Origin of the sequence: Vibrio sp. 10N.286.51.E5 (assembly GCF_041469125.1) — a bacterium.
GTDB classification, from domain to species: domain Bacteria; phylum Pseudomonadota; class Gammaproteobacteria; order Enterobacterales; family Vibrionaceae; genus Vibrio; species Vibrio crassostreae_C.
The window spans coordinates 1-19017 of sequence record NZ_JBFRJZ010000062.1; the positions used below are offsets into that span (position 1 = coordinate 1).

The window sequence follows — 19017 nt, forward strand, 5'->3', positions numbered from 1 at the left end:
TCGTTTCCGCTCGACTTGCATGTGTTAGGCCTGCCGCCAGCGTTCAATCTGAGCCATGATCAAACTCTTCAATTTAAAGTTTTGATTACCTAAATTAATAGGTGTGACTCAACGAATACTGACTTCAAAACTACAAAAAGTAATTCTAAAGCTATTACCATTCCAACAGAATGGTAATGAATTGACTGTGCCGAATAATAAATTATCGATTGGTCACTCAGTTCATTGAAATCAATGTGATTCCTAAGAATCAATTTTTGATATTCATCAACGAGTGCCCACACAGATTGATAGGTTTAAATTGTTAAAGAGCTTTTCCTTTTTGAGCTTCGCTCAAATCGGACGGCCATTTTAGCGATTTAAGTTTTAGTGTCAACCACTATTTTCAAAACTTTTTTCAAGCGCTTGGCTTGGCTAATTTGGCTTGCTGATTCGTTCTGGTTTCCTAAGAAGCCATCCCGTGTCAGCGAGGTGGCATTATAGAGATTTCGATCACACTGGCAAGCCCTTTTTTAAGTTTTTTTCGTTTTTTTATTCGTTCGATTAAAAAGAACTCAAAACGCCTCAAAAGTAGGCTTTTATCTTACATATTCTTCAGTTTTTCAGTGAACAAAGAGACTTTTTCCCAGTTTGTGTACTCAACTTCCTTCGTTGTATCCGTTTCACCACCTGTCATATTCATAATAAAGCGGATCATGGTTCTATCGAACCAGTTATAACGTGGGTAATAGAGGGCACCTGCAAATACACCGATTAAAGTCGGCTGCCATGGAGACTTGGTAAGGAACTTCTTAATATACGCACTGCCTTCTGGTGTATCTTTGCCTTGGTCTTCTTTACGCGCCGTTAAGTTAACACAGAAGAACGCAACCTTGCTTGATTGCAACTGAGTAAGGTTGGCATCAATAAATTGATATAGCTTCTTATTAAGGTGGCCATAACGAATCGATGCGCCAATCAACACTCTGTCGTACTGAGCAAAGTCCACCTTGCCAATAGTGTGCAGATCTTGAAGCTCACATTCGAACTCACTCATTTCTTCTTTTATATAGTTCAAGATTTTCTTGGTCTGCCCTTCACGGCTTGAATACAAAAATAGAACTTTTGCCACAATGTTGTCCTTAGCTACGCCAAAACGTAGGGGTCAATAAGATTAATAAGGTGAAGATTTCTAATCGGCCAAACAGCATAGATACGATAAGTACCCATTTTGCTTTGTCGTTCACATCGCCAAAGTGCACCGCGACTTCACCAAGGCCCGGGCCAAGGTTATTTAATGTCGCCGCTACCGCAGAGAAAGCACTCAACTCGTCCATACCAGTTGCAATAAGAGCCAGCATACAAACCACAAACACTAATGCGTATGCAGAGAAGAAGCCCCAGACCGCATCTACAACACGTTGTGGTAGTGCAGAACCGCCAACCTTGATGGTATAGACAGCCCGTGGGTGAACAAGACGCTTCATTTCACGAGCACCTTGCAGAGTAAGTAGTAAGATTCGAATCACTTTCATACCACCACCCGTAGAACCTGCACATCCCCCTATAAAAGAAGAGAACAAAAGCAGTACGGGTAAGAACAATGGCCACTCTGAGAAACCCGTCGTTGTAAAACCCGCGGTCGTAGAGATAGACACGGTTTGGAACAAGGCTTGGTCGAAAGCATCGTAGTACGAATCATAAGAGTGATGATTGAGCAGTAATAAGAAACAAACCAAGAACAGTACTGCCTGAATAAAGATAAAGGCGCGGAACTCAGGATCTTTCCAATAATACTTAGGATGCACACCACCTGAAGCAAATGCAGCAAAGTGAAGCGAATAGTTACATGCGGATATAAGAAGGAACACAACTGTAATCATGTTGATCGCAGGGCTATTGAAATACCCCATGCTCGCATCGTGAGTCGAGAAGCCACCAATCGCAATAGTAGAGAAGCTATGACTGATGGCATCAAAGAAGCTCATCCCAGCAAGCCAAAACGCCACTGCACAAGCAATGGTTAAGCTCAGGTAGATGTACCAAAGCGCTTTTGCCGTTTCAGCAATACGCGGAGTCATCTTGCTATCTTTTACTGGACCCGGGATTTCAGCACGATATAACTGCATACCACCGATACCCAGAACAGGGAGGATAGCTACCGCTAATACGATGATACCCATACCACCAAACCATTGTAGGAACTGACGATAAAAAAGAATCGCCTTAGGCAGATCATCGAGGCCGACAATTACGGTCGCACCTGTCGTAGTTAATGCAGAGAAGGATTCGAAGAAAGCATCGGTTACCGACACATTGGGGTTATCGGCGATCAAAAACGGCAGCGCACCCGCACTACCGATTACCGTCCAAAACAGAACAACAATCAAAAAGCCATCACGCGCTTTCAATTCATGCTTATAACGTCGGTTTGGAAACCAGCAAGTTGCTCCACAGAATAAGAGAACGAAGAAGGTCGTCACAAATGGCACACCCGCACCATCTCGATAGATCAGTGCGACGAGCGCAGGAGCAAGCATTGATACACTAAAAAGTGCTAATAATAATCCGACGATTCGAATAATTGAGCGAAATTGCATGAGCTATTGAACGAAGCGAAATGCTTCACACTTCCTAGTTGTCTTTGACTTTCGTTACCAGTGCCTTAGCACCGCTTTTATTGATCATGGTTTGGGTAAACGAATCTACCTGAAGGAGCTCTATTTCAATAATAAGCTCAACTTGAACACCATAATCCGCTTGGACCTCAACAGCCTGATGCTGAGCCATGATGGATTGTGCGATCGGCACAAAGCCATAGTCTAACTCTAGCCGTAATTTTGTGGTTATTTTTTTCTCGATAGTTTGAAGCAGCTTGAGAGCTTGTTGTACGCCACCGCCGTAAGCCTTAACCAAACCGCCGGTTCCAAGCTTAATTCCGCCAGAGTAGCGCGTCACAACAGCCGTTAATTCACCGACACCAGAGCCCGATAGTTGCGCCAAGATAGGCTTACCCGCTGTACCCGAGGGTTCACCATCATCACTGAAACCCCAAAGCATTGAGTCTTCAGGTCGACCAGCAACAAAACCCCAACAGTTATGTCGTGCTGAAGAATGCTCTTTTTTCACCTGTTCTACGAACTGTTTTGCAGCTTCAACACTTGGAGTATGAGCAAGATGCGTAATAAAGACGCTCTTTTTTATCTCTTCTTCAAACAGAGCCGACGCAGAAGGTATTAAATAAGGCTGTTCATTCATATCGTTAACTTAGTTAATAAGAGCGACGAAGTGTATCACGCGTGAATAATAAGGGTTAGAGGATCTGTGCCATCGCACAATGTTAAACAATTGTTTAAAAAATGTATTGAAATTAATCAAGCAGAGGTACAGACTAAGATAACTGGTCTTACCAGGTATTCTACAATAATAGAAAGATAACAAGATTCTCTCAAACAATCGTGGATTGTATGTCATGGAGATAGACAATGATTTACCAAGCTAACACCCTACAGGTAAAGGAATTACAAGATGGTATTGCGGAATTAAGCTTCTGTGCACCAGCCTCTGTAAACAAACTCGACCTTGCTACTTTAGAATCACTAGATAAAGCGTTAGATGCTCTTAATGCTCACGCAGGATTACGTGGTTTAATCTTAACTTCAAACAAAGACGCGTTCATTGTAGGCGCAGACATCACTGAATTTCTTGGCCTATTTGCTAAGCCAGAAGCAGAACTTGATGAATGGTTAAGATTCGCTAATTCAATCTTCAGCAAGCTCGAAGACCTTCCTGTCCCAACTCTTTCAATGATGCGTGGCCATGCCCTTGGCGGCGGCTGTGAATGTGTACTCGCTACCGATTTCCGTATCGGTGACAAGACCACCAGCATTGGCCTACCTGAAACCAAACTTGGCATCATGCCTGGTTTTGGTGGTTGTGTACGCCTACCTCGTGTTATCGGTGCTGACAGCGCAATGGAAATTATCACGCAAGGCAAAGCATGCCGTGCAGATGAAGCGCTTAAAGTTGGCTTGTTAGATGCGATTGTTGAAACAGACCAGTTACTAGAATCGGCAATCAATACCGTTTCTCTGGCTGCTAATGAAAAATTAGACTGGCAGCTACGCCGTAAACAAAAGACATCAGCGCTTTCACTAAGCAAACTCGAAGCGATGATGAGCTTTACCATGGCGAAGGGCTTAGTTGCTCAAAAAGCAGGGCCTCACTACCCAGCTCCGATTACTTCTGTGATTGCGATTGAAGAAGCTGCACGCAGCAATCGCGATGCAGCACTCGACATCGAACGTAAGCACTTCGTTAAGCTAGCGAAATCGGAAGAAGCAAAAGCATTAGTTGGCTTATTCCTGAATGACCAGCACATCAAAGGCTTAGCGAAACAAGCGGGTAAGTCAGCAAACAAAGCAACTGAGCGTGCAGCCGTACTTGGTGCTGGTATCATGGGCGGCGGTATTGCTTACCAATCAGCTCTAAAAGGCGTGCCAGTGATGATGAAAGACATCGCACAAGCATCGCTTGATCTAGGTATGAACGAAGCATCTAAGCTGTTGAATAAACGCTTATCACGCGGTCGCTTAGATGGATTCAAGATGGCAGGTATTCTGTCTTCTATTACTCCAAGCCTGCATTACGCGGGTGTAGAACAGTCGGATGTGATTGTTGAAGCAGTAGTAGAAAACCCGAAAGTAAAAGCAGCAGTACTGAGCGAAGTGGAAGGTTTGGTTGGTGAAGACACGGTTCTAACATCAAACACCTCTACAATTCCGATCAACCTGCTAGCGAAATCACTGAAGCGCCCAGAAAACTTCTGTGGCATGCACTTCTTTAACCCTGTGCATCGCATGCCTTTGGTTGAGATCATCCGTGGTGAACAAACTTCAGAAGAGACCATCAATCGCGTGGTTGCTTACGCAGCGAAGATGGGTAAATCCCCAATCGTTGTTAACGACTGCCCAGGCTTCTTCGTTAACCGTGTACTTTTCCCTTACTTTGGCGGTTTCAGCATGTTGCTACGCGACGGTGCTGATTTCACTAAGATCGATAAAGTGATGGAGCGCAAGTTCGGTTGGCCAATGGGCCCGGCTTACTTACTAGACGTTGTAGGCCTAGACACTGCACACCACGCACAAGCTGTGATGGCGCAAGGTTTCCCAGAGCGTATGGGCAAAGAAGGTCGTGATGCGATTGATGCACTTTACGTTGCTGAAAAATACGGTCAGAAAAACGGTAGCGGTTTCTACACATACAGCGTAGACAAGCGTGGTCGTCCGAAGAAGACCTTCTCTGAAGACATTCTTCCTATCTTGGCTGACGTATGTCAAGCACCACAAGATTTTGATGACCAAACAATTATCCAGCGCGTGATGATTCCAATGATCAACGAAGTGGTGCTTTGTCTAGAAGAAGGCATTATCGCGACACCGCAAGAAGCGGATATGGCACTGGTTTACGGTTTAGGCTTCCCTCCATTTAGAGGCGGCGTATTCCGCTACTTAGACAGTGTGGGCATTGGTAACTTCGTTGAAATGGCGAAAGGCTACCAAGACTTAGGTGCAATGTACCAAGTTCCTCAGCTATTGCTTGATATGGCAGCGAAGGGCGAAAGCTTTTACGACAGCCAACAAGCCAGTTCTCTGTAACCCACATTTGGAAAAGGAATAGCAAAATGAAAAATGTAGTTGTTGTTGATTGCCTTCGCACCCCAATGGGACGTTCCAAAGGTGGAGCTTTCCGTCACACTCGTGCTGAAGATCTGTCTGCACATTTGATGAAAGGCATTTTAGAGCGCAACCCAGAAGTAAACCCTGTCGAAATTGAAGATATTTACTGGGGTTGTGTACAACAAACACTAGAGCAAGGCTTCAACGTTGCACGTAACGCTGCCTTGCTTGCTGGTCTACCGATTGAGATTGGTGCTGTAACAGTCAACCGTTTATGTGGTTCATCTATGCAAGCTTTGCATGATGCAACTCGCTCTATCATGGTTGGTGATGCTGAAATCTGCCTGATTGGTGGTGTGGAGCACATGGGCCACGTACCAATGAACCATGGTGTTGATTTTCACCCAGGCATGTCAAAACACGTAGCAAAAGCGGCCGGCATGATGGGGCTAACCGCTGAGATGTTAGGCAAAATGCACGGTATTAGCCGTGAAGACCAAGATGCATTCGCAGCACGCTCACATGCTCGCGCTCAAGCAGCTACGGTTGAAGGTCGTTTCAAAAATGAAATCCTGCCAACCGAAGCTCACGCTGCAGACGGTTCTCTGTTCACTCTGGATTACGACGAAGTCATTCGCCCAGAGACAACAGTTGAAGGCTTATCCCAGCTGCGTCCGGTATTTGACCCAGCAAACGGCACAGTAACAGCAGGTACTTCATCAGCTCTGTCTGATGGTGCTTCTGCAATGCTTATCATGAGCGAAGAGAAAGCTAACGCACTTGGCCTTAAGATTCGCGCTCGCGTGAAGTCTATGGCTATCGCTGGCTGCGATCCTTCAATCATGGGTTACGGCCCAGTACCAGCAACGAAAAAAGCACTTAAACGTGCAGGACTAACCATTGAAGACATGGGTGTGATTGAGTTAAACGAAGCGTTTGCTGCTCAATCTCTACCTTGTGCTAAAGACTTAGGTCTACTGGATGTTGTTGACGAGAAAGTAAACCTTAACGGCGGTGCGATTGCTCTTGGTCACCCACTAGGCTGTTCTGGCTCTCGTATCTCGACGACGCTAATCAACCTGATGGAAGCACAAGACGTGAAATACGGCTTGGCGACTATGTGTATTGGTTTAGGCCAAGGTATTGCAACGGTATTTGAACGTCCATAGCGTTTACTGACTGTAATACTTGAAGGGTAATCTTTTGTGCAGCTATATTTATATAGCTGCACTTTTTATTACTTGGCATCCAACAATGCATCGGTTGCGTTCAGCGAACTCAACGAGAGAAAAAACCCACCCTGACATCTATGCATAAAACGCATATATTCAATGTTGATGTTTCATTATTTTTTCTCAGATGATTCAACTAAAGTTACTTCAGTTTCCTAATATTCCTCCACGGAGCAGATCATGTTTAAAGCACTTGTACTAAACCAAGAAGACAAAAAAACTATCGCGTCAGTTTCTCAAATTGAAGAGTCTCAATTACCAGAAGGTAACGTGAAGATCGATGTTAGCTACTCTTCTTTGAACTACAAAGATGGTTTGGCGATTACAGGTAAAGGGCGCATTGTTCGTAACTTCCCTATGGTTCCTGGTATCGACCTTTCAGGTGTGGTTTCACAATCTGATGACCCACGCTACAAAGCAGGCGACGAAGTTGTTCTAACGGGTTGGGGTGTTGGTGAAGGTCACTGGGGCGGCATGGCCGAAAAAGCGAGCCTAAACGGTGATTGGTTAGTGCCAATGCCAGCAGGTCTAGACGCTAAGAAAGTCATGGCAATCGGTACAGCAGGCTTCACAGCAATGCTTTGTGTGCAAGCTATCGTAGATGCAGGCATCAAACCAGAAGACGGTGAAATCCTAGTAACAGGTGCAAGTGGCGGCGTAGGTAGCGTATCTATCACTCTACTAAACCAACTGGGCTACAAAGTGGCAGCTGTGACTGGTCGTGCTTCTGCAAACGGTGAACTACTTAAATCACTAGGCGCGACACGCATTGTAGAGCGTGCTGAACTAGAAGAACCAGCTAAGCCACTAGAAAAACAACTGTGGGCTGGCGCTATCGATACGGTAGGCAGCAAAGTGCTTGCGAAAGTATTGGCGCAAATTGATTACAACGGTGCGGTTGCTATGTGTGGTCTAGCAGGTGGTTTTGACTTACCCACTACGGTAATGCCATTCATTCTGCGTAACGTTCGCCTACAAGGTGTTGATTCTGTAATGTGCCCTCGTGAAAAACGTATTAAAGCGTGGGAACAACTGGCGGAGCTACTACCAGAATCTTTCTATGCTCAAGCAACCAAAGAAGTGTCTTTAGACGGTGCAATTCAAGCAGCAGAAGACATCACTAACGGTCAAATCACTGGTCGCGTAGTCATTAAACTATAGATTCTCAAACATAAAGTTATCAAACCTTAAGCAACGGCTTTAGACTTGGATAACCCAAAACAACAAAGGGCTGATTTTTATCAGCCCTTTTGCGTTTTTGTCATTCGGGTCAAGTGAACACAGACTCAGCTCCGGTTAACCCAAACCTACATCCGCAATCCGTTTTTGAATCAACTCACCACACTCTTCTTTTACCACTCTTCTTAACCATTGTTGTGAAGCAGAAGAATCGCAACGCGAGTGCCAGATCAGTGAGTAATCAAACGGCATAAATTCAAATGGTAATGGCTTAACAACCAAGTCATAACGCTCTGCTACCAAATAAGCCAAATCAGCAGGCACAGTAATCACCAACGGCATTCTATCAACAATCGCCAATGCAGCTTCAAGGTGATAAGCACGCAACACCATTTTACGAGGCTGTTGATTGGCTAACGCGTTGTCTAATAAAGCCTTAACACCATCACTGATCGCAATCATCGCATGTGGGAGTGAAACATAGTCTTCAAGGCTTAAAGGTTGATCGGCTAATGGATGGTTTTTAGATAACAGACACGACACACCAACCGGCCCCAAGACTTCTTGATGAAGTGGTGCAATGCTGCCACTCGGACGACAGATCGCCATATCAACGCGTTCGGTGCTGAGCTGTTTAAACAAATGCTCATGCTGCAACGGAGCAAACTCCAAAGAGATATTGGGTGCTTGTTCATAAATCTTAGGCAACGCATAAGGCAAGATGGTTTGCATCGCATAATCGGTGGTAGCGATCAGAAAACGTTCGCTGCAATAGTAAGGGTCAAAGTCACTCGGACTCAGCAATTGGCGAAAAGACTCCAAAGGCTGATCAATACGCTGACTGATCTCGAGTGCTTTCTTGGTAGGAATAAGGTGCTGACCTTGACGTGTAAACAACGGATCGTTTAGTAATTCTCTTAAACGCCCTAATACTCGACTGGTTGCGGATTGGCTTAAGTTAAGACGAAGCGCGGCCTGGCTTACGCTGCCCTCTTCAATCAATACCTTTAAAGCGACCAATAAATTAAGGTCTCTACGATAGATGTCTTCTAATTCCACGCCACTTACCTAGCTGTATACGATTGCCATTAGTCACTAAGTTGTTTATAGCATGCTTTAGATAAAAAAAATCCCGCAATTACGCGGGGAAGCCCAAGAAAATTTGGGGATAGTGTCGGAATGTTGTCGTATCGGAATTCGCTTGCTGTATTCGGGTTAGTGCTCTTGCTCTTCGGCTATGCCTTGCCAACGGCGCATCTCTACCCAAATACCAATAATCGTTGCTACTATGCCAAAAATAGGCATCAGTGAGGTCTCTGTCGATGAGCGTAGTACTAACGCACAAAAAGAAATAAAACAGAGAACCGAATAAATTGTTAATCTATCTAATCCTGTCAACATCGCCACTCCTTAGCTAGTTGCCTTTGCTTCAAGTTGTTATCAACTTGTTAACTAAGTTATAGGAAATGATTCTGTTTGCCAAGCACTTATTGCATATTTTTTCTGCAGACGTATTATTCACTCGTTAGATAGATATAGAGATACAAACCATGACATTCAAACCTGAACTGGCAACCCATACTTTAGAAGCTGAAGGCCTGCGTTGCCCGGAACCAGTAATGATGGTCAGGAAGACAATTAGAAACATGCAGGATGGCGATGTGTTACTGGTAAAAGCTGACGATCCTTCGACAACTCGAGATATTCCGAGCTTTTGTCGATTCATGGATCACCAGTTGGTAGGCCAAGCAACAGAAACGTTGCCTTACCAGTATTTGATCAGAAAGGGATTGGAGGCGTAACGCCCCACCGACTATCAAGTATCAAAAAAGCCGCTCGTACCTTATGTTCTTAAACAGAACTCAGAGTACGAGCGGCTTTTTGTTTATTCGCTTCTAGATTTGTTTTGCAGATGCTCCAGCTGATGCTGAATTTCTCGGATATCTTTGCGCATCGGAATAATATGCGCGACCCGAATCCAAGCCTCTACCGCAAGTGCAGTCATGATGATGGCACCCGCGACCATTGGCAGCCACATGTCCGTCAACACCATGCCTAACAGTGTAAGTGCAAGACCAAAAGTAAATAGATAACTTTGGCTTTGTGGAGTAATACCCATATAACGCGTCAACATAATCATGCCCTCGTGTTCTTAACTCACAAGATTAAAATATCATGACAAGTATGACAGTTATATGTCCATTCGCTCGATAAACCCCACAATACTGTAAGAGTATGACCTACAACACATTACTCTACTGATTGAGTATAATAAGACTCAATACCACCTGTTAATAGAAAGCAGCAGCGATAGCTAAACCCACGAATAGCAAAGCTGTGATCTTACGAATCAGATCAAGAGGCATCTTATCAGCAGACAGCTTACCGATGATCACCACAGGCACATTTGCCAGCAACATACCAATGGTTGTACCCAGAATCACCCACGCTAATGCATCCGCATATTGAGCCCCTAGGATAGAGGTCGCAATTTGGGTTTTATCGCCGATCTCAGCAATAAAGAAAGCGATAAAACTGGCGACAAACGGTCCTCGGTTTGAGATCTGTTCATCGTCATCTAACTTATCGGGAATCAAAATCCAGCCAGCCATCGCAATGAAACTGACCACCAGCACCCACTTTAATACTTCAGGTGAAAGATAATCAGCAACCACGACCCCGAGCCATGCTGCAAGGGCATGATTGGCAATGGTGGCAAAGAAGATAGCTGCGATGATAGGTATCGGCTTGCGATATCGACTGGCTAATAAAAGAGATAGCAACTGAGTCTTATCACCGATCTCGGCTAAGGCGACAGTTGTAATTGAAATTGCTAAAACGCTCACGACATGCTCATTTGGGATGGGGATTATTATATTTAACCAAAGACAAACCTCGCGCCCCATCCCGGTTCACGATGCTTGTCTATGGTCTTGCTAAGCACCACCAAGGTGGTGGTTGCCTCGAACGCCATGATGATTTTGCATCAATTATGTTGACGAACGAACTCATTCAATAGGATATGAATAAGTAAGCTACTCCCCAAAGACCGCGAGATTTTAATAGCCCATGCTTTCAAACACAAGTGTCAAAGTTATCAAAATATCCACTTGTGCCGAAAAACAAACATTAAAGGCACAAAAATCCACTAAACGACATTTTAGACCACTAATTAAACAAGATTACCCCTACTCGCTTTACGAATATCTCGGTATACTCAGAGGTTATTTTTCTCATTCATTTAAAAGAATCGCGCGAACCTGACTATGCAAAAATACGATATCAAAACCTTCCAGGGAATGATCCTCGCGCTGCAGGATTACTGGGCTCAAAACGGTTGTACCATTGTTCAACCTCTAGATATGGAAGTAGGTGCCGGCACCTCTCACCCAATGACATGTCTACGAGCACTTGGCCCAGAGCCAATGTCTACAGCTTACGTTCAACCTTCTCGTCGTCCGACCGATGGCCGTTACGGTGAAAACCCGAACCGTCTGCAGCACTACTACCAATTCCAAGTAGCGCTAAAACCATCGCCAGACAATATCCAAGAGTTGTACCTAGGCTCCCTAGAGGTTCTTGGTGTTGACCCACTTGTTCACGACATTCGCTTCGTTGAAGATAACTGGGAAAACCCAACACTAGGCGCATGGGGCCTTGGTTGGGAAGTATGGCTAAACGGCATGGAAGTAACTCAGTTTACTTACTTCCAACAGGTTGGCGGCCTTGAGTGTAAGCCAGTAACTGGCGAGATCACTTACGGTATCGAGCGTCTAGCAATGTACATCCAGGAAGTAGATTCTGTTTACGACCTAGTATGGAACGTAGCACCAGACGGTTCTAACGTGACTTACGGTGACATCTTCCACCAAAACGAAGTTGAGCAATCGACGTACAACTTCGAGCACGCAGACGTAGATTTCCTATTCACTTTCTTCGACCAGTGCGAGAAAGAGTGTAAAGAGCTACTTGAGCTTGAGAAGCCACTGCCGCTTCCAGCTTACGAGCGCATTCTAAAAGCAGGTCACGCATTCAACATCCTTGATGCGCGCAAAGCTATCTCTGTAACAGAGCGTCAACGTTACATCCTTCGTATCCGCAACCTGACTAAATCAGTTGCTGAAGCGTACTACGCGTCACGTGAAGCGCTTGGCTTCCCAATGTGTAAGAAGGAAGGTAAATAATCATGGCGAAGAATTTTCTAATTGAACTGGGTACGGAAGAGCTTCCACCAACAGCACTTCGTTCTCTAGCAGAAGCGTTTGCTTCTAACTTTGAAGCAGGTCTTAAAACGGCTGAGCTTTCTCACGAAGGCATCAAGTGGTACGCAGCACCTCGTCGTCTAGCACTTAAAGTAACTGCACTGGCTGAAGGCCAAGCAGACAAAGTGGTTGAGAAACGTGGCCCTGCTGTTTCTGTGGCATTCGATGCTGAAGGCAACGCGACCAAAGCGGCACAAGGTTGGGCTCGTGGTAACGGTATTACTGTTGAGCAAGCTGACCGTCTGAAAACAGACAAAGGCGAGTGGCTTCTTTTCAAACAAGAAGTAGCTGGCAAACCAGTTCAAGAATTGGTGATGGACATTGCTGCGAAAGCACTGGCTGGCCTACCAATTCCTAAAGCAATGCGCTGGGGTAACTCAGACATTCAATTTATCCGTCCAGTAAAAACACTGACAGTACTACTAGGTGATGAGCTTGTTGAAGGCGAAATCCTAGGCGTAGCATCTGCTCGTACTATCCGTGGCCACCGTTTCATGGGCGAACAAGAGTTCACAATCGACTCTGCTGACCAATACCCTGCGATCCTAGAAGAGCGCGGTAAAGTAATGGCAGATTACGAAGCGCGTAAAGCGATCATCCTTGCTGATTCGCAAAAAGCGGCAGCTGCGGTTGGCGGTACAGCTGACCTAGAAGATGACCTTGTTGAAGAAGTAACGTCTCTGGTTGAATGGCCAGTAGTACTGACAGCGAAGTTTGAAGAAGAGTTCCTAAAAGTCCCTTCTGAAGCTTTGGTTTACACCATGAAGGGTGACCAAAAGTACTTCCCTGTTTACGATGACAACAAGAAGCTACTACCGAACTTCATCTTCGTATCGAACATCGAGTCTAAAGAGCCTCGTCACGTTATCGAAGGTAACGAGAAAGTGGTACGCCCACGTCTTGCTGATGCTGAATTCTTCTTCAACACAGACCGTAAGCGCCCGCTTATCGACCGTCTTGCTGAACTAGACCAGGCTATCTTCCAGAAGCAATTGGGTACTATCAAAGACAAAACAGACCGCATCACAGAGCTTGCAGGCTACATTGCTGAGCAAATCGATGCTGACGTTGAAAAGTCTAAGCGTGCTGGCCTACTGGCTAAGTGTGACCTAATGACCTCTATGGTATTCGAATTTACGGATACTCAAGGTGTGATGGGCATGCACTACGCGACTCACGACGGTGAAGACGAGCAAGTTGCACTGGCACTTTACGAGCAATACATGCCTCGTTTCGCGGGTGACGATCTACCAAGCACTGGTATCTCTTCAGCAGTAGCAATGGCAGACAAGCTAGACACTATCGTAGGTATCTTCGGTATTGGCCAAGCACCAAAAGGTTCTGATCCATTTGCTCTACGTCGTGCATCACTAGGTGTGCTTCGTATCATCGTTGAAAACGGCTACAACCTAGACCTAACCGATCTAATCGGTAAAGCGAAAGAGCTACTAGGCGACAAGCTAACCAACGACAACGTAGAATCTGACGTTATCGACTTCATGCTAGGTCGTTTCCGCGCATGGTACCAAGATGCTGGTTTCAGTGTTGATATCATCCAAGCGGTACTAGCACGTCGTCCAACTAAGCCAGCTGACTTTGACCAACGTGTTAAAGCGGTTTCTCACTTCCGTGAACTGGAAGCAGCAGAAGCACTAGCAGCAGCGAACAAGCGTGTAGGTAACATCCTTGCGAAATTCGATGGCGAGCTACTAGCTGAAATTGACCTAACTCTTCTTCAAGAAGACGCAGAGAAAGCTCTAGCTGAAAACGTTGAAGTAATGACAGAAGCACTAGAACCAGCATTCGCGACAGGCAACTACCAAGAAGCCCTAAGCAAGCTTGCTGATCTACGTGAACCAGTAGATGCATTCTTCGATAACGTGATGGTTATGGCTGATGACGAAGCGCTTAAGAAAAACCGTCTAACGCTACTGAACAACCTACGTAACCTGTTCCTACAGATTGCTGACATCTCTCTACTGCAAAAATAAGCACAAGTGAGACAATTACTCTAAGTCATACTCTGAGTAACTAACGGTAAACACCCAAAGGGAAGCGAAAGCTTCCCTTTTTGTTTTTGTGAACCAAGCATTTGTTTGTAGAGGTATTATTGATTAACTGAATGAAACAGCACTCAGACTGTAGAGGGCATTGTTTGCTATAAATAACCTGTTTATTCAGGGGAAGGGAACAATGAAAAAAACAGTACTCGCGCTTTCAATGCTCGCACTCAGCGCATGCAGCCAAACCAGTGACAATATCCTATTACTGACAATTGATAACGACACTGTCGTATTTGAATCATCAGGTAAAGGTACCGTAATTGCAGAACAGGAACTCGCCAAAGGTAGCTATACCTTCTCTATCAGCGATACTCAAAATACCTGTGGTACTAACTATGCTTTGGCTGAAGAAAGTCGCATCAAATTCAATAAACCCCTTCGTCTGGACGACTGTGCCGAGAATTCTGAAATAGATATAAAGGTCTTTCGTGCTAACACCTACCAGTTTACGCTCAACCCTCAGACCAATGAACTCACGGTTCAGATAAAGCCGAAGCAGCAACAAGTTCAAAGCTTTGCCTGTCCTGTACCCAGTGACCAACCAACCACCATCGATGTTACTCAAACCTTTGATGATGGCACCTTGGTAAGAGACGCTCTTTCAGGCAAACAAGTCACAGTTACCAATGGCAGCGTCACCATGCAGCCAGCAGAAAACAGCCAAGGTGTTCTGCTACTAGAGAAAGTAGAACCAGAAACCAAGGCCGATTTTAGTTGGGACAACGCCACTGTTTACTTCGTAATGACTGACCGTTTCCATAATGGTAATCCTGATAACGACAACAGCTATGGTCGCAGCCAAGATGGACAAGATGAAATCGGCACCTTCCACGGTGGTGACTTGGCAGGCTTAACCGAAAAACTCGACTATATAGAATCGCTCGGTGCCAATGCTATCTGGATTACCTCTCCGTTAGAACAGATCCACGGTTGGGTTGGCGGTGGTGATCGCGGTGATTTCAAGCATTATGGCTACCATGGTTACTACCACCAAGATTGGACCAAGCTTGATGACAACATGGGCACCGAAGACGAGCTAAAAACCTTCATCGATACCGCGCATAGCAAAGGCATTCGTGTTGTTTGGGATGTGGTAATGAACCACACCGGCTATGCGACGCTTGCCGACATGCAAGAGTTTGATTTTGGTAAGCTCAACCTAACTGACGAAGAAGCCAAACAAACACTTGGCGAAAACTGGACAGATTGGCAACCTGCCAAAGGTCAGAACTGGCACTACTTCAACAACTACATCTCTTACAGCGACAAAGAAGCGTGGGAAAAGTGGTGGGGCAAAGCTTGGCTACGCAGCGATATCGGCGCCTATGACTCTCCGGGCTACAATAACCTCACCATGTCTTTGGCGCATCTGCCCGATTTCAAAACAGAGTCGACAGAGACAATCGGGCTGCCTAATTTCTATCGCAATAAGTCCACCAGCGCGACCGATGAACTCAAAACACCTCGTAACCATTTAATCACTTGGTTATCGGATTGGGTGCGCGAATATGGTGTCGATGGTTTCAGGGTCGATACCGCTAAACACGTTGAACTCGAAGCATGGGCAGAACTGAAAGAGAGCACCAACCAGGCACTTGCCGAGTGGAAACAGAACAACCCAGACAAGGCCTTGGATGACTTACCCTTCTGGATGACTGGCGAAGTATGGGCACACAGCGTGGTCAAATCAGATTACTTCGCTAACGGATTTGATTCGATCATCAACTTTGAATTCCAGAGTGATATCGCACCAAAGGCGCTCAAGTGCCTATCCGATCTTGATGCTGATTACCTTCGATACGCAGAGAAGATCAACAACGACAGCGAGTTCAACGTACTGAGTTACCTTTCGTCTCACGACACCTCGCTATTCTGGACACAACATGGCAGTGACTTTGCAAAACAAACCAAAGCTGCAAACGCGTTGATGCTGGCTCCCGGTGCGGTACAGATCTATTACGGCGATGAAATCGCCCGAGACTTTGGCCCAACGGGTTCTGATCCAATGCAAGGCACACGCTCAGACATGCCTTGGGATCAAATCACTGGCGAACGTGCAGAGCTGCTAGAACACTGGCAAGCGCTTGGCCAATTCCGCCAACGCCACCCAGCCGTTGCTCAGGGTAAGCACATCATCCGTAACAGCAAGGGCTACTATGCGTTCGAACGCCAATACCAAGATGACAAGGTATTAGTCGTTTATACCGGTTCGAACTAAACCTTCATTAACATAAACACCAGAAACTAAAGGGGAAGCTTAGGCTTCTCCTTTTTTTATCGCTAAAGGTACGTTCAATAAGCAAGCTGTCACTCATTAACCAAACTTTATAGAAGTTTTTTACGTGTTAGAGCATTTGGCGCTATGCGTCGCAAAAACATTGCGGTATGTTCAAGGAATACACTGATGACAGACATAAGGTCTGCCTTAATGACACGTAACAAGCAATCACAATGAATTAGGTAAAATTAGTAATGCAGTTCTCTAAGTTTGGCGAAAAGTTTAATCGATACTCTGGAATCACTCGTTTAATGGATGATTTGAATGATGGCCTGCGCACTCCTGGCGCTATCATGCTCGGTGGTGGCAACCCAGCCGCTATCCCTGCCATGCTCGATTACTTTAACCAAGCCAGTGCCGACATGCTCGCCAGTGGAGAACTCATCGCCGCCCTCGCCAACTACGATGGTCCGCAGGGTAAAGACAGCTTCATCAAATCGTTAGCAGCAATGCTGAAAGAGACCTACGGTTGGGACATCAGCGAGAAGAACATCAGCCTGACTAATGGCAGTCAAAGTGGCTTCTTCTACCTATTCAACCTGCTAGCAGGCCAACAGCCTGACGGCTCACATAAGAAAATCCTACTGCCGATCGCACCGGAATACATCGGCTACGGCGACGCGGGTATTGATGACGATATTTTTATCTCTTACCACCCAGAGATCGAACTGCTAGAAAACCGTCAGTTTAAATACCACGTTGATTTTGAACAACTAAAGGTTGATGACTCAGTCGCGGCTATCTGTGCATCTCGTCCAACCAACCCAACGGGTAACGTACTGACCGACGAAGAAGTGCGTAAACTGGATAAACTGGCGCGTGAAAACAACATCCCACTGCTGATCGACAATGCTTACGGCCTGCCGTTTCCTAACATCATCTTTGAAGATGTCGAACCGTTCTGGAATGAAAATACGATTCTGTGCATGAGCCTTTCTAAGCTTGGTTTGCCGGGTGTGCGTTGCGGTATCGTAATTGCGAGTGAAGAAGTAACACAAGCATTGACCAACATGAATGGCATCATTAGCTTAGCGCCAAACAGTGTTGGCCCTGCAATTGCCAATCACATGATTGAAAAAGGCGATTTACTGCGCTTAAGTAGCGAGGTAATCAAACCTTTCTATAAAGATAAGTCACTACGTGCAGTTGAACTGTTACAAGACGCTATCGACGACCCTCGCTTCCGTATTCACAAGCCTGAAGGCGCTATCTTCTTATGGCTATGGTTTGATGAGCTGCCGATCACCACAATGGAACTGTACGACCGCCTTAAAGCTCGCGGCGTATTGATTGTTCCGGGTGAATACTTCTTTATCGGCCAAGAAGACGAGTGGGATCATGCTCACCAGTGCTTACGCATGAACTACGTACAAGATGATGAGGCGATGCAGAAAGGCATTGCTATCATTGCTGAAGAAGTGAAAAAGGCTTACTCAGAGCAGTAATAAGAGCTTTTAGCTTACCGCAGGTCAAATACAAAAAGAGCACCTCATTAGGTGCTCTTTCACTTTTACTTCCCGATATTTTTTAGCTCTAAGGAGCTAACAGTAATTAGCCTTCTAGTAAACTATTACCATTGATAGCAATCTTACGTGGTTGCATCGCTTCTGGGATTTCGCGTTCGAGGTCGATGTGAAGAAGACCATTTTCCATGCTTGCACCTACCACTTTTACGTAGTCAGCCAGTTGGAATTTACGCTCGAAATCGCGCTCTGCGATACCTTGGTATACGAAGGTTTTCTCTGCTTCTGCTTTACGCTCACCTTTCACAATTAGCATGTTCTCTTTCTGAGTCAGATCTAATTGGTCATCAGCAAAACCAGCGACTGCCATAGTAATACGGTAGTTGTTCTCGTCTTTTTGCTCGATGTTGTATGGAGGGTAACCGCCAGAAGAGTTCTTCGATGTATTCGCTTCCATCATGTTGAATAGACGATCGAAGCCGATTGCGTTGCGGTAAAGTGGAGTGAAATCTACAGTTCTCATAATGCTATCCTTTTAGTAAGCAATAGTCTTAGCTGCGAATTTTACTTGGATCTAACCTGTGTGTGACCCAGTAAACAGCTAAGAGATTCAATTCGCATTCCTCGGGTTTCACCTCTATTGGCGACAACGCTGGGACATGGCAATGAATCAATTTTTAAGTTGTGTGCTGCCAAAGTTATCCTCTATTGAGCGATACTTCGTTAGCGGTAATGAAGGTTCTGTTTCTTCTCTTGTAGAGCAAGACAGTCATCCTCTTCACAAATAGATATATGGATTGAGCAAAATAGTTTCAAGGGGTTATTTTCAATTATTTTTGCAACTCAATATTTTTCAATATCTTACAAAATCGAGTAGGAGGAG

General features: G+C 45.3%; 17 protein-coding genes, 1 rRNA gene and 1 riboswitch. Of the genes, 9 read left to right on the forward strand and 9 right to left on the reverse strand.

Annotation, left to right across the window (positions count from 1 at the left end):
* The 4 genes from AB4161_RS19920 to AB4161_RS19935 form a co-directional block, all read right to left on the reverse strand.
* Positions 1-75, reverse strand: a 16S ribosomal RNA gene (locus AB4161_RS19920); the annotation flags it as partial.
* A 508-nt stretch (positions 76-583) separates the two neighbouring features.
* Complete coding sequence (hemG, locus tag AB4161_RS19925; protein ID WP_017058824.1) at positions 584-1111, reverse strand: menaquinone-dependent protoporphyrinogen IX dehydrogenase; 528 nt, start codon at positions 1109-1111, stop codon at positions 584-586.
* Between the two features lie 10 nt (positions 1112-1121).
* The gene (locus tag AB4161_RS19930) at positions 1122-2579 is read right to left on the reverse strand and encodes a TrkH family potassium uptake protein (protein ID WP_008223210.1); all 1458 of its coding nucleotides are present in this window, start codon (positions 2577-2579) and stop codon (positions 1122-1124) included.
* A gap of 34 nt (positions 2580-2613) precedes the next feature.
* Positions 2614-3237, reverse strand: a complete 624-nt coding sequence (locus AB4161_RS19935) for a YigZ family protein (RefSeq protein ID WP_017058823.1) — start codon at positions 3235-3237, stop codon at positions 2614-2616.
* Positions 3238-3464: 227 nt separating this feature from the next.
* On the opposite strand from AB4161_RS19935, the gene fadB reads away from it, so the two are divergent.
* The 3 genes from fadB to AB4161_RS19950 all read left to right on the forward strand — a co-directional run bounded on the left by fadB (position 3465) and on the right by AB4161_RS19950 (position 8050).
* Positions 3465-5636, forward strand: a complete 2172-nt coding sequence (gene fadB / locus AB4161_RS19940) for a fatty acid oxidation complex subunit alpha FadB (RefSeq protein WP_372084063.1) — start codon at positions 3465-3467, stop codon at positions 5634-5636.
* A 26-nt stretch (positions 5637-5662) separates the two neighbouring features.
* On the forward strand, positions 5663-6826 hold the full coding sequence (gene fadA, locus AB4161_RS19945) for an acetyl-CoA C-acyltransferase FadA (protein ID WP_004736671.1): 1164 nt from the start codon (positions 5663-5665) through the stop codon (positions 6824-6826).
* Positions 6827-7069: 243 nt separating this feature from the next.
* Complete coding sequence (locus AB4161_RS19950) at positions 7070-8050, forward strand: MDR family oxidoreductase (protein ID WP_060983442.1); 981 nt, start codon at positions 7070-7072, stop codon at positions 8048-8050.
* A gap of 135 nt (positions 8051-8185) precedes the next feature.
* On the opposite strand, the gene AB4161_RS19955 is transcribed toward AB4161_RS19950, so the two are convergent.
* The gene (locus AB4161_RS19955; RefSeq protein ID WP_004736673.1) at positions 8186-9127 is read right to left on the reverse strand and encodes a LysR family transcriptional regulator; all 942 of its coding nucleotides are present in this window, start codon (positions 9125-9127) and stop codon (positions 8186-8188) included.
* A 156-nt stretch (positions 9128-9283) separates the two neighbouring features.
* On the reverse strand, positions 9284-9469 hold the full coding sequence (locus AB4161_RS19960) for a hypothetical protein (protein ID WP_004736674.1): 186 nt from the start codon (positions 9467-9469) through the stop codon (positions 9284-9286).
* A gap of 149 nt (positions 9470-9618) precedes the next feature.
* On the opposite strand from AB4161_RS19960, the gene tusA reads away from it, so the two are divergent.
* Positions 9619-9870 (forward strand): sulfurtransferase TusA, encoded by a 252-nt coding sequence (gene tusA, locus AB4161_RS19965; protein ID WP_004736675.1) that lies wholly within the window; start codon positions 9619-9621, stop codon positions 9868-9870.
* Positions 9871-9953: 83 nt separating this feature from the next.
* Here tusA and AB4161_RS19970 read toward each other — a convergent pair whose 3' ends face one another.
* Together AB4161_RS19970 and AB4161_RS19975 are read right to left on the reverse strand one after the other, a co-directional pair.
* Positions 9954-10208 (reverse strand): hypothetical protein, encoded by a 255-nt coding sequence (locus AB4161_RS19970; RefSeq protein WP_017058818.1) that lies wholly within the window; start codon positions 10206-10208, stop codon positions 9954-9956.
* 151 nt (positions 10209-10359) lie between these two features.
* Complete coding sequence (locus tag AB4161_RS19975; RefSeq protein ID WP_017058817.1) at positions 10360-10914, reverse strand: TMEM165/GDT1 family protein; 555 nt, start codon at positions 10912-10914, stop codon at positions 10360-10362.
* Between the two features lie 93 nt (positions 10915-11007).
* A riboswitch (yybP-ykoY riboswitch) is annotated at positions 11008-11124 on the reverse strand.
* 210 nt (positions 11125-11334) lie between these two features.
* On the opposite strand from AB4161_RS19975, the gene glyQ reads away from it, so the two are divergent.
* From glyQ to AB4161_RS19995, 4 genes are all read left to right on the forward strand, one after another.
* Positions 11335-12252 carry a glycine--tRNA ligase subunit alpha gene (gene glyQ, locus AB4161_RS19980; RefSeq protein ID WP_017058815.1) on the forward strand — a complete coding sequence of 306 codons (918 nt, stop codon included), beginning with the start codon at positions 11335-11337 and terminating at the stop codon, positions 12250-12252.
* Positions 12253-12254: 2 nt separating this feature from the next.
* The gene (gene glyS, locus AB4161_RS19985; RefSeq protein ID WP_372084065.1) at positions 12255-14321 is read left to right on the forward strand and encodes a glycine--tRNA ligase subunit beta; all 2067 of its coding nucleotides are present in this window, start codon (positions 12255-12257) and stop codon (positions 14319-14321) included.
* A gap of 202 nt (positions 14322-14523) precedes the next feature.
* The gene (locus AB4161_RS19990; protein ID WP_102429008.1) at positions 14524-16611 is read left to right on the forward strand and encodes an alpha-amylase; all 2088 of its coding nucleotides are present in this window, start codon (positions 14524-14526) and stop codon (positions 16609-16611) included.
* A gap of 254 nt (positions 16612-16865) precedes the next feature.
* Positions 16866-18116 (forward strand): valine--pyruvate transaminase, encoded by a 1251-nt coding sequence (locus AB4161_RS19995; protein WP_048611244.1) that lies wholly within the window; start codon positions 16866-16868, stop codon positions 18114-18116.
* 106 nt (positions 18117-18222) lie between these two features.
* Here AB4161_RS19995 and AB4161_RS20000 read toward each other — a convergent pair whose 3' ends face one another.
* Positions 18223-18657 carry an Hsp20 family protein gene (locus AB4161_RS20000; protein WP_009848140.1) on the reverse strand — a complete coding sequence of 145 codons (435 nt, stop codon included), beginning with the start codon at positions 18655-18657 and terminating at the stop codon, positions 18223-18225.
* A 142-nt stretch (positions 18658-18799) separates the two neighbouring features.
* Between AB4161_RS20000 and AB4161_RS20005 the strand changes: the two genes are divergently transcribed.
* Entirely contained in the window at positions 18800-18922 is a 123-nt protein-coding gene (locus AB4161_RS20005; protein ID WP_267869012.1) for a hypothetical protein, read from the forward strand.
* Positions 18923-19017: the final 95 nt, after the last annotated feature.

Bases quoted from the DNA above. Each gene is read 5' to 3' on its own strand.
- AB4161_RS19930 (WP_008223210.1), bottom strand. From the start codon at position 2,579: ATGCAATTTCGCTCAATTATTCGAATCGTCGGATTATTATTAGCACTT.
- AB4161_RS19935 (WP_017058823.1), bottom strand. From the start codon at position 3,237: ATGAATGAACAGCCTTATTTAATACCTTCTGCGTCGGCTCTGTTTGAA.
- fadB (WP_372084063.1), top strand. From the start codon at position 3,465: ATGATTTACCAAGCTAACACCCTACAGGTAAAGGAATTACAAGATGGT.
- fadA (WP_004736671.1), top strand. From the start codon at position 5,663: ATGAAAAATGTAGTTGTTGTTGATTGCCTTCGCACCCCAATGGGACGT.
- AB4161_RS19950 (WP_060983442.1), top strand. From the start codon at position 7,070: ATGTTTAAAGCACTTGTACTAAACCAAGAAGACAAAAAAACTATCGCG.
- AB4161_RS19960 (WP_004736674.1), bottom strand. From the start codon at position 9,469: ATGTTGACAGGATTAGATAGATTAACAATTTATTCGGTTCTCTGTTTT.
- tusA (WP_004736675.1), top strand. From the start codon at position 9,619: ATGACATTCAAACCTGAACTGGCAACCCATACTTTAGAAGCTGAAGGC.
- AB4161_RS19970 (WP_017058818.1), bottom strand. From the start codon at position 10,208: ATGATTATGTTGACGCGTTATATGGGTATTACTCCACAAAGCCAAAGT.
- glyQ (WP_017058815.1), top strand. From the start codon at position 11,335: ATGCAAAAATACGATATCAAAACCTTCCAGGGAATGATCCTCGCGCTG.
- glyS (WP_372084065.1), top strand. From the start codon at position 12,255: ATGGCGAAGAATTTTCTAATTGAACTGGGTACGGAAGAGCTTCCACCA.
- AB4161_RS19990 (WP_102429008.1), top strand. From the start codon at position 14,524: ATGAAAAAAACAGTACTCGCGCTTTCAATGCTCGCACTCAGCGCATGC.
- AB4161_RS19995 (WP_048611244.1), top strand. From the start codon at position 16,866: ATGCAGTTCTCTAAGTTTGGCGAAAAGTTTAATCGATACTCTGGAATC.
- AB4161_RS20000 (WP_009848140.1), bottom strand. From the start codon at position 18,657: ATGAGAACTGTAGATTTCACTCCACTTTACCGCAACGCAATCGGCTTC.
- AB4161_RS20005 (WP_267869012.1), top strand. From the start codon at position 18,800: ATGAATCAATTTTTAAGTTGTGTGCTGCCAAAGTTATCCTCTATTGAG.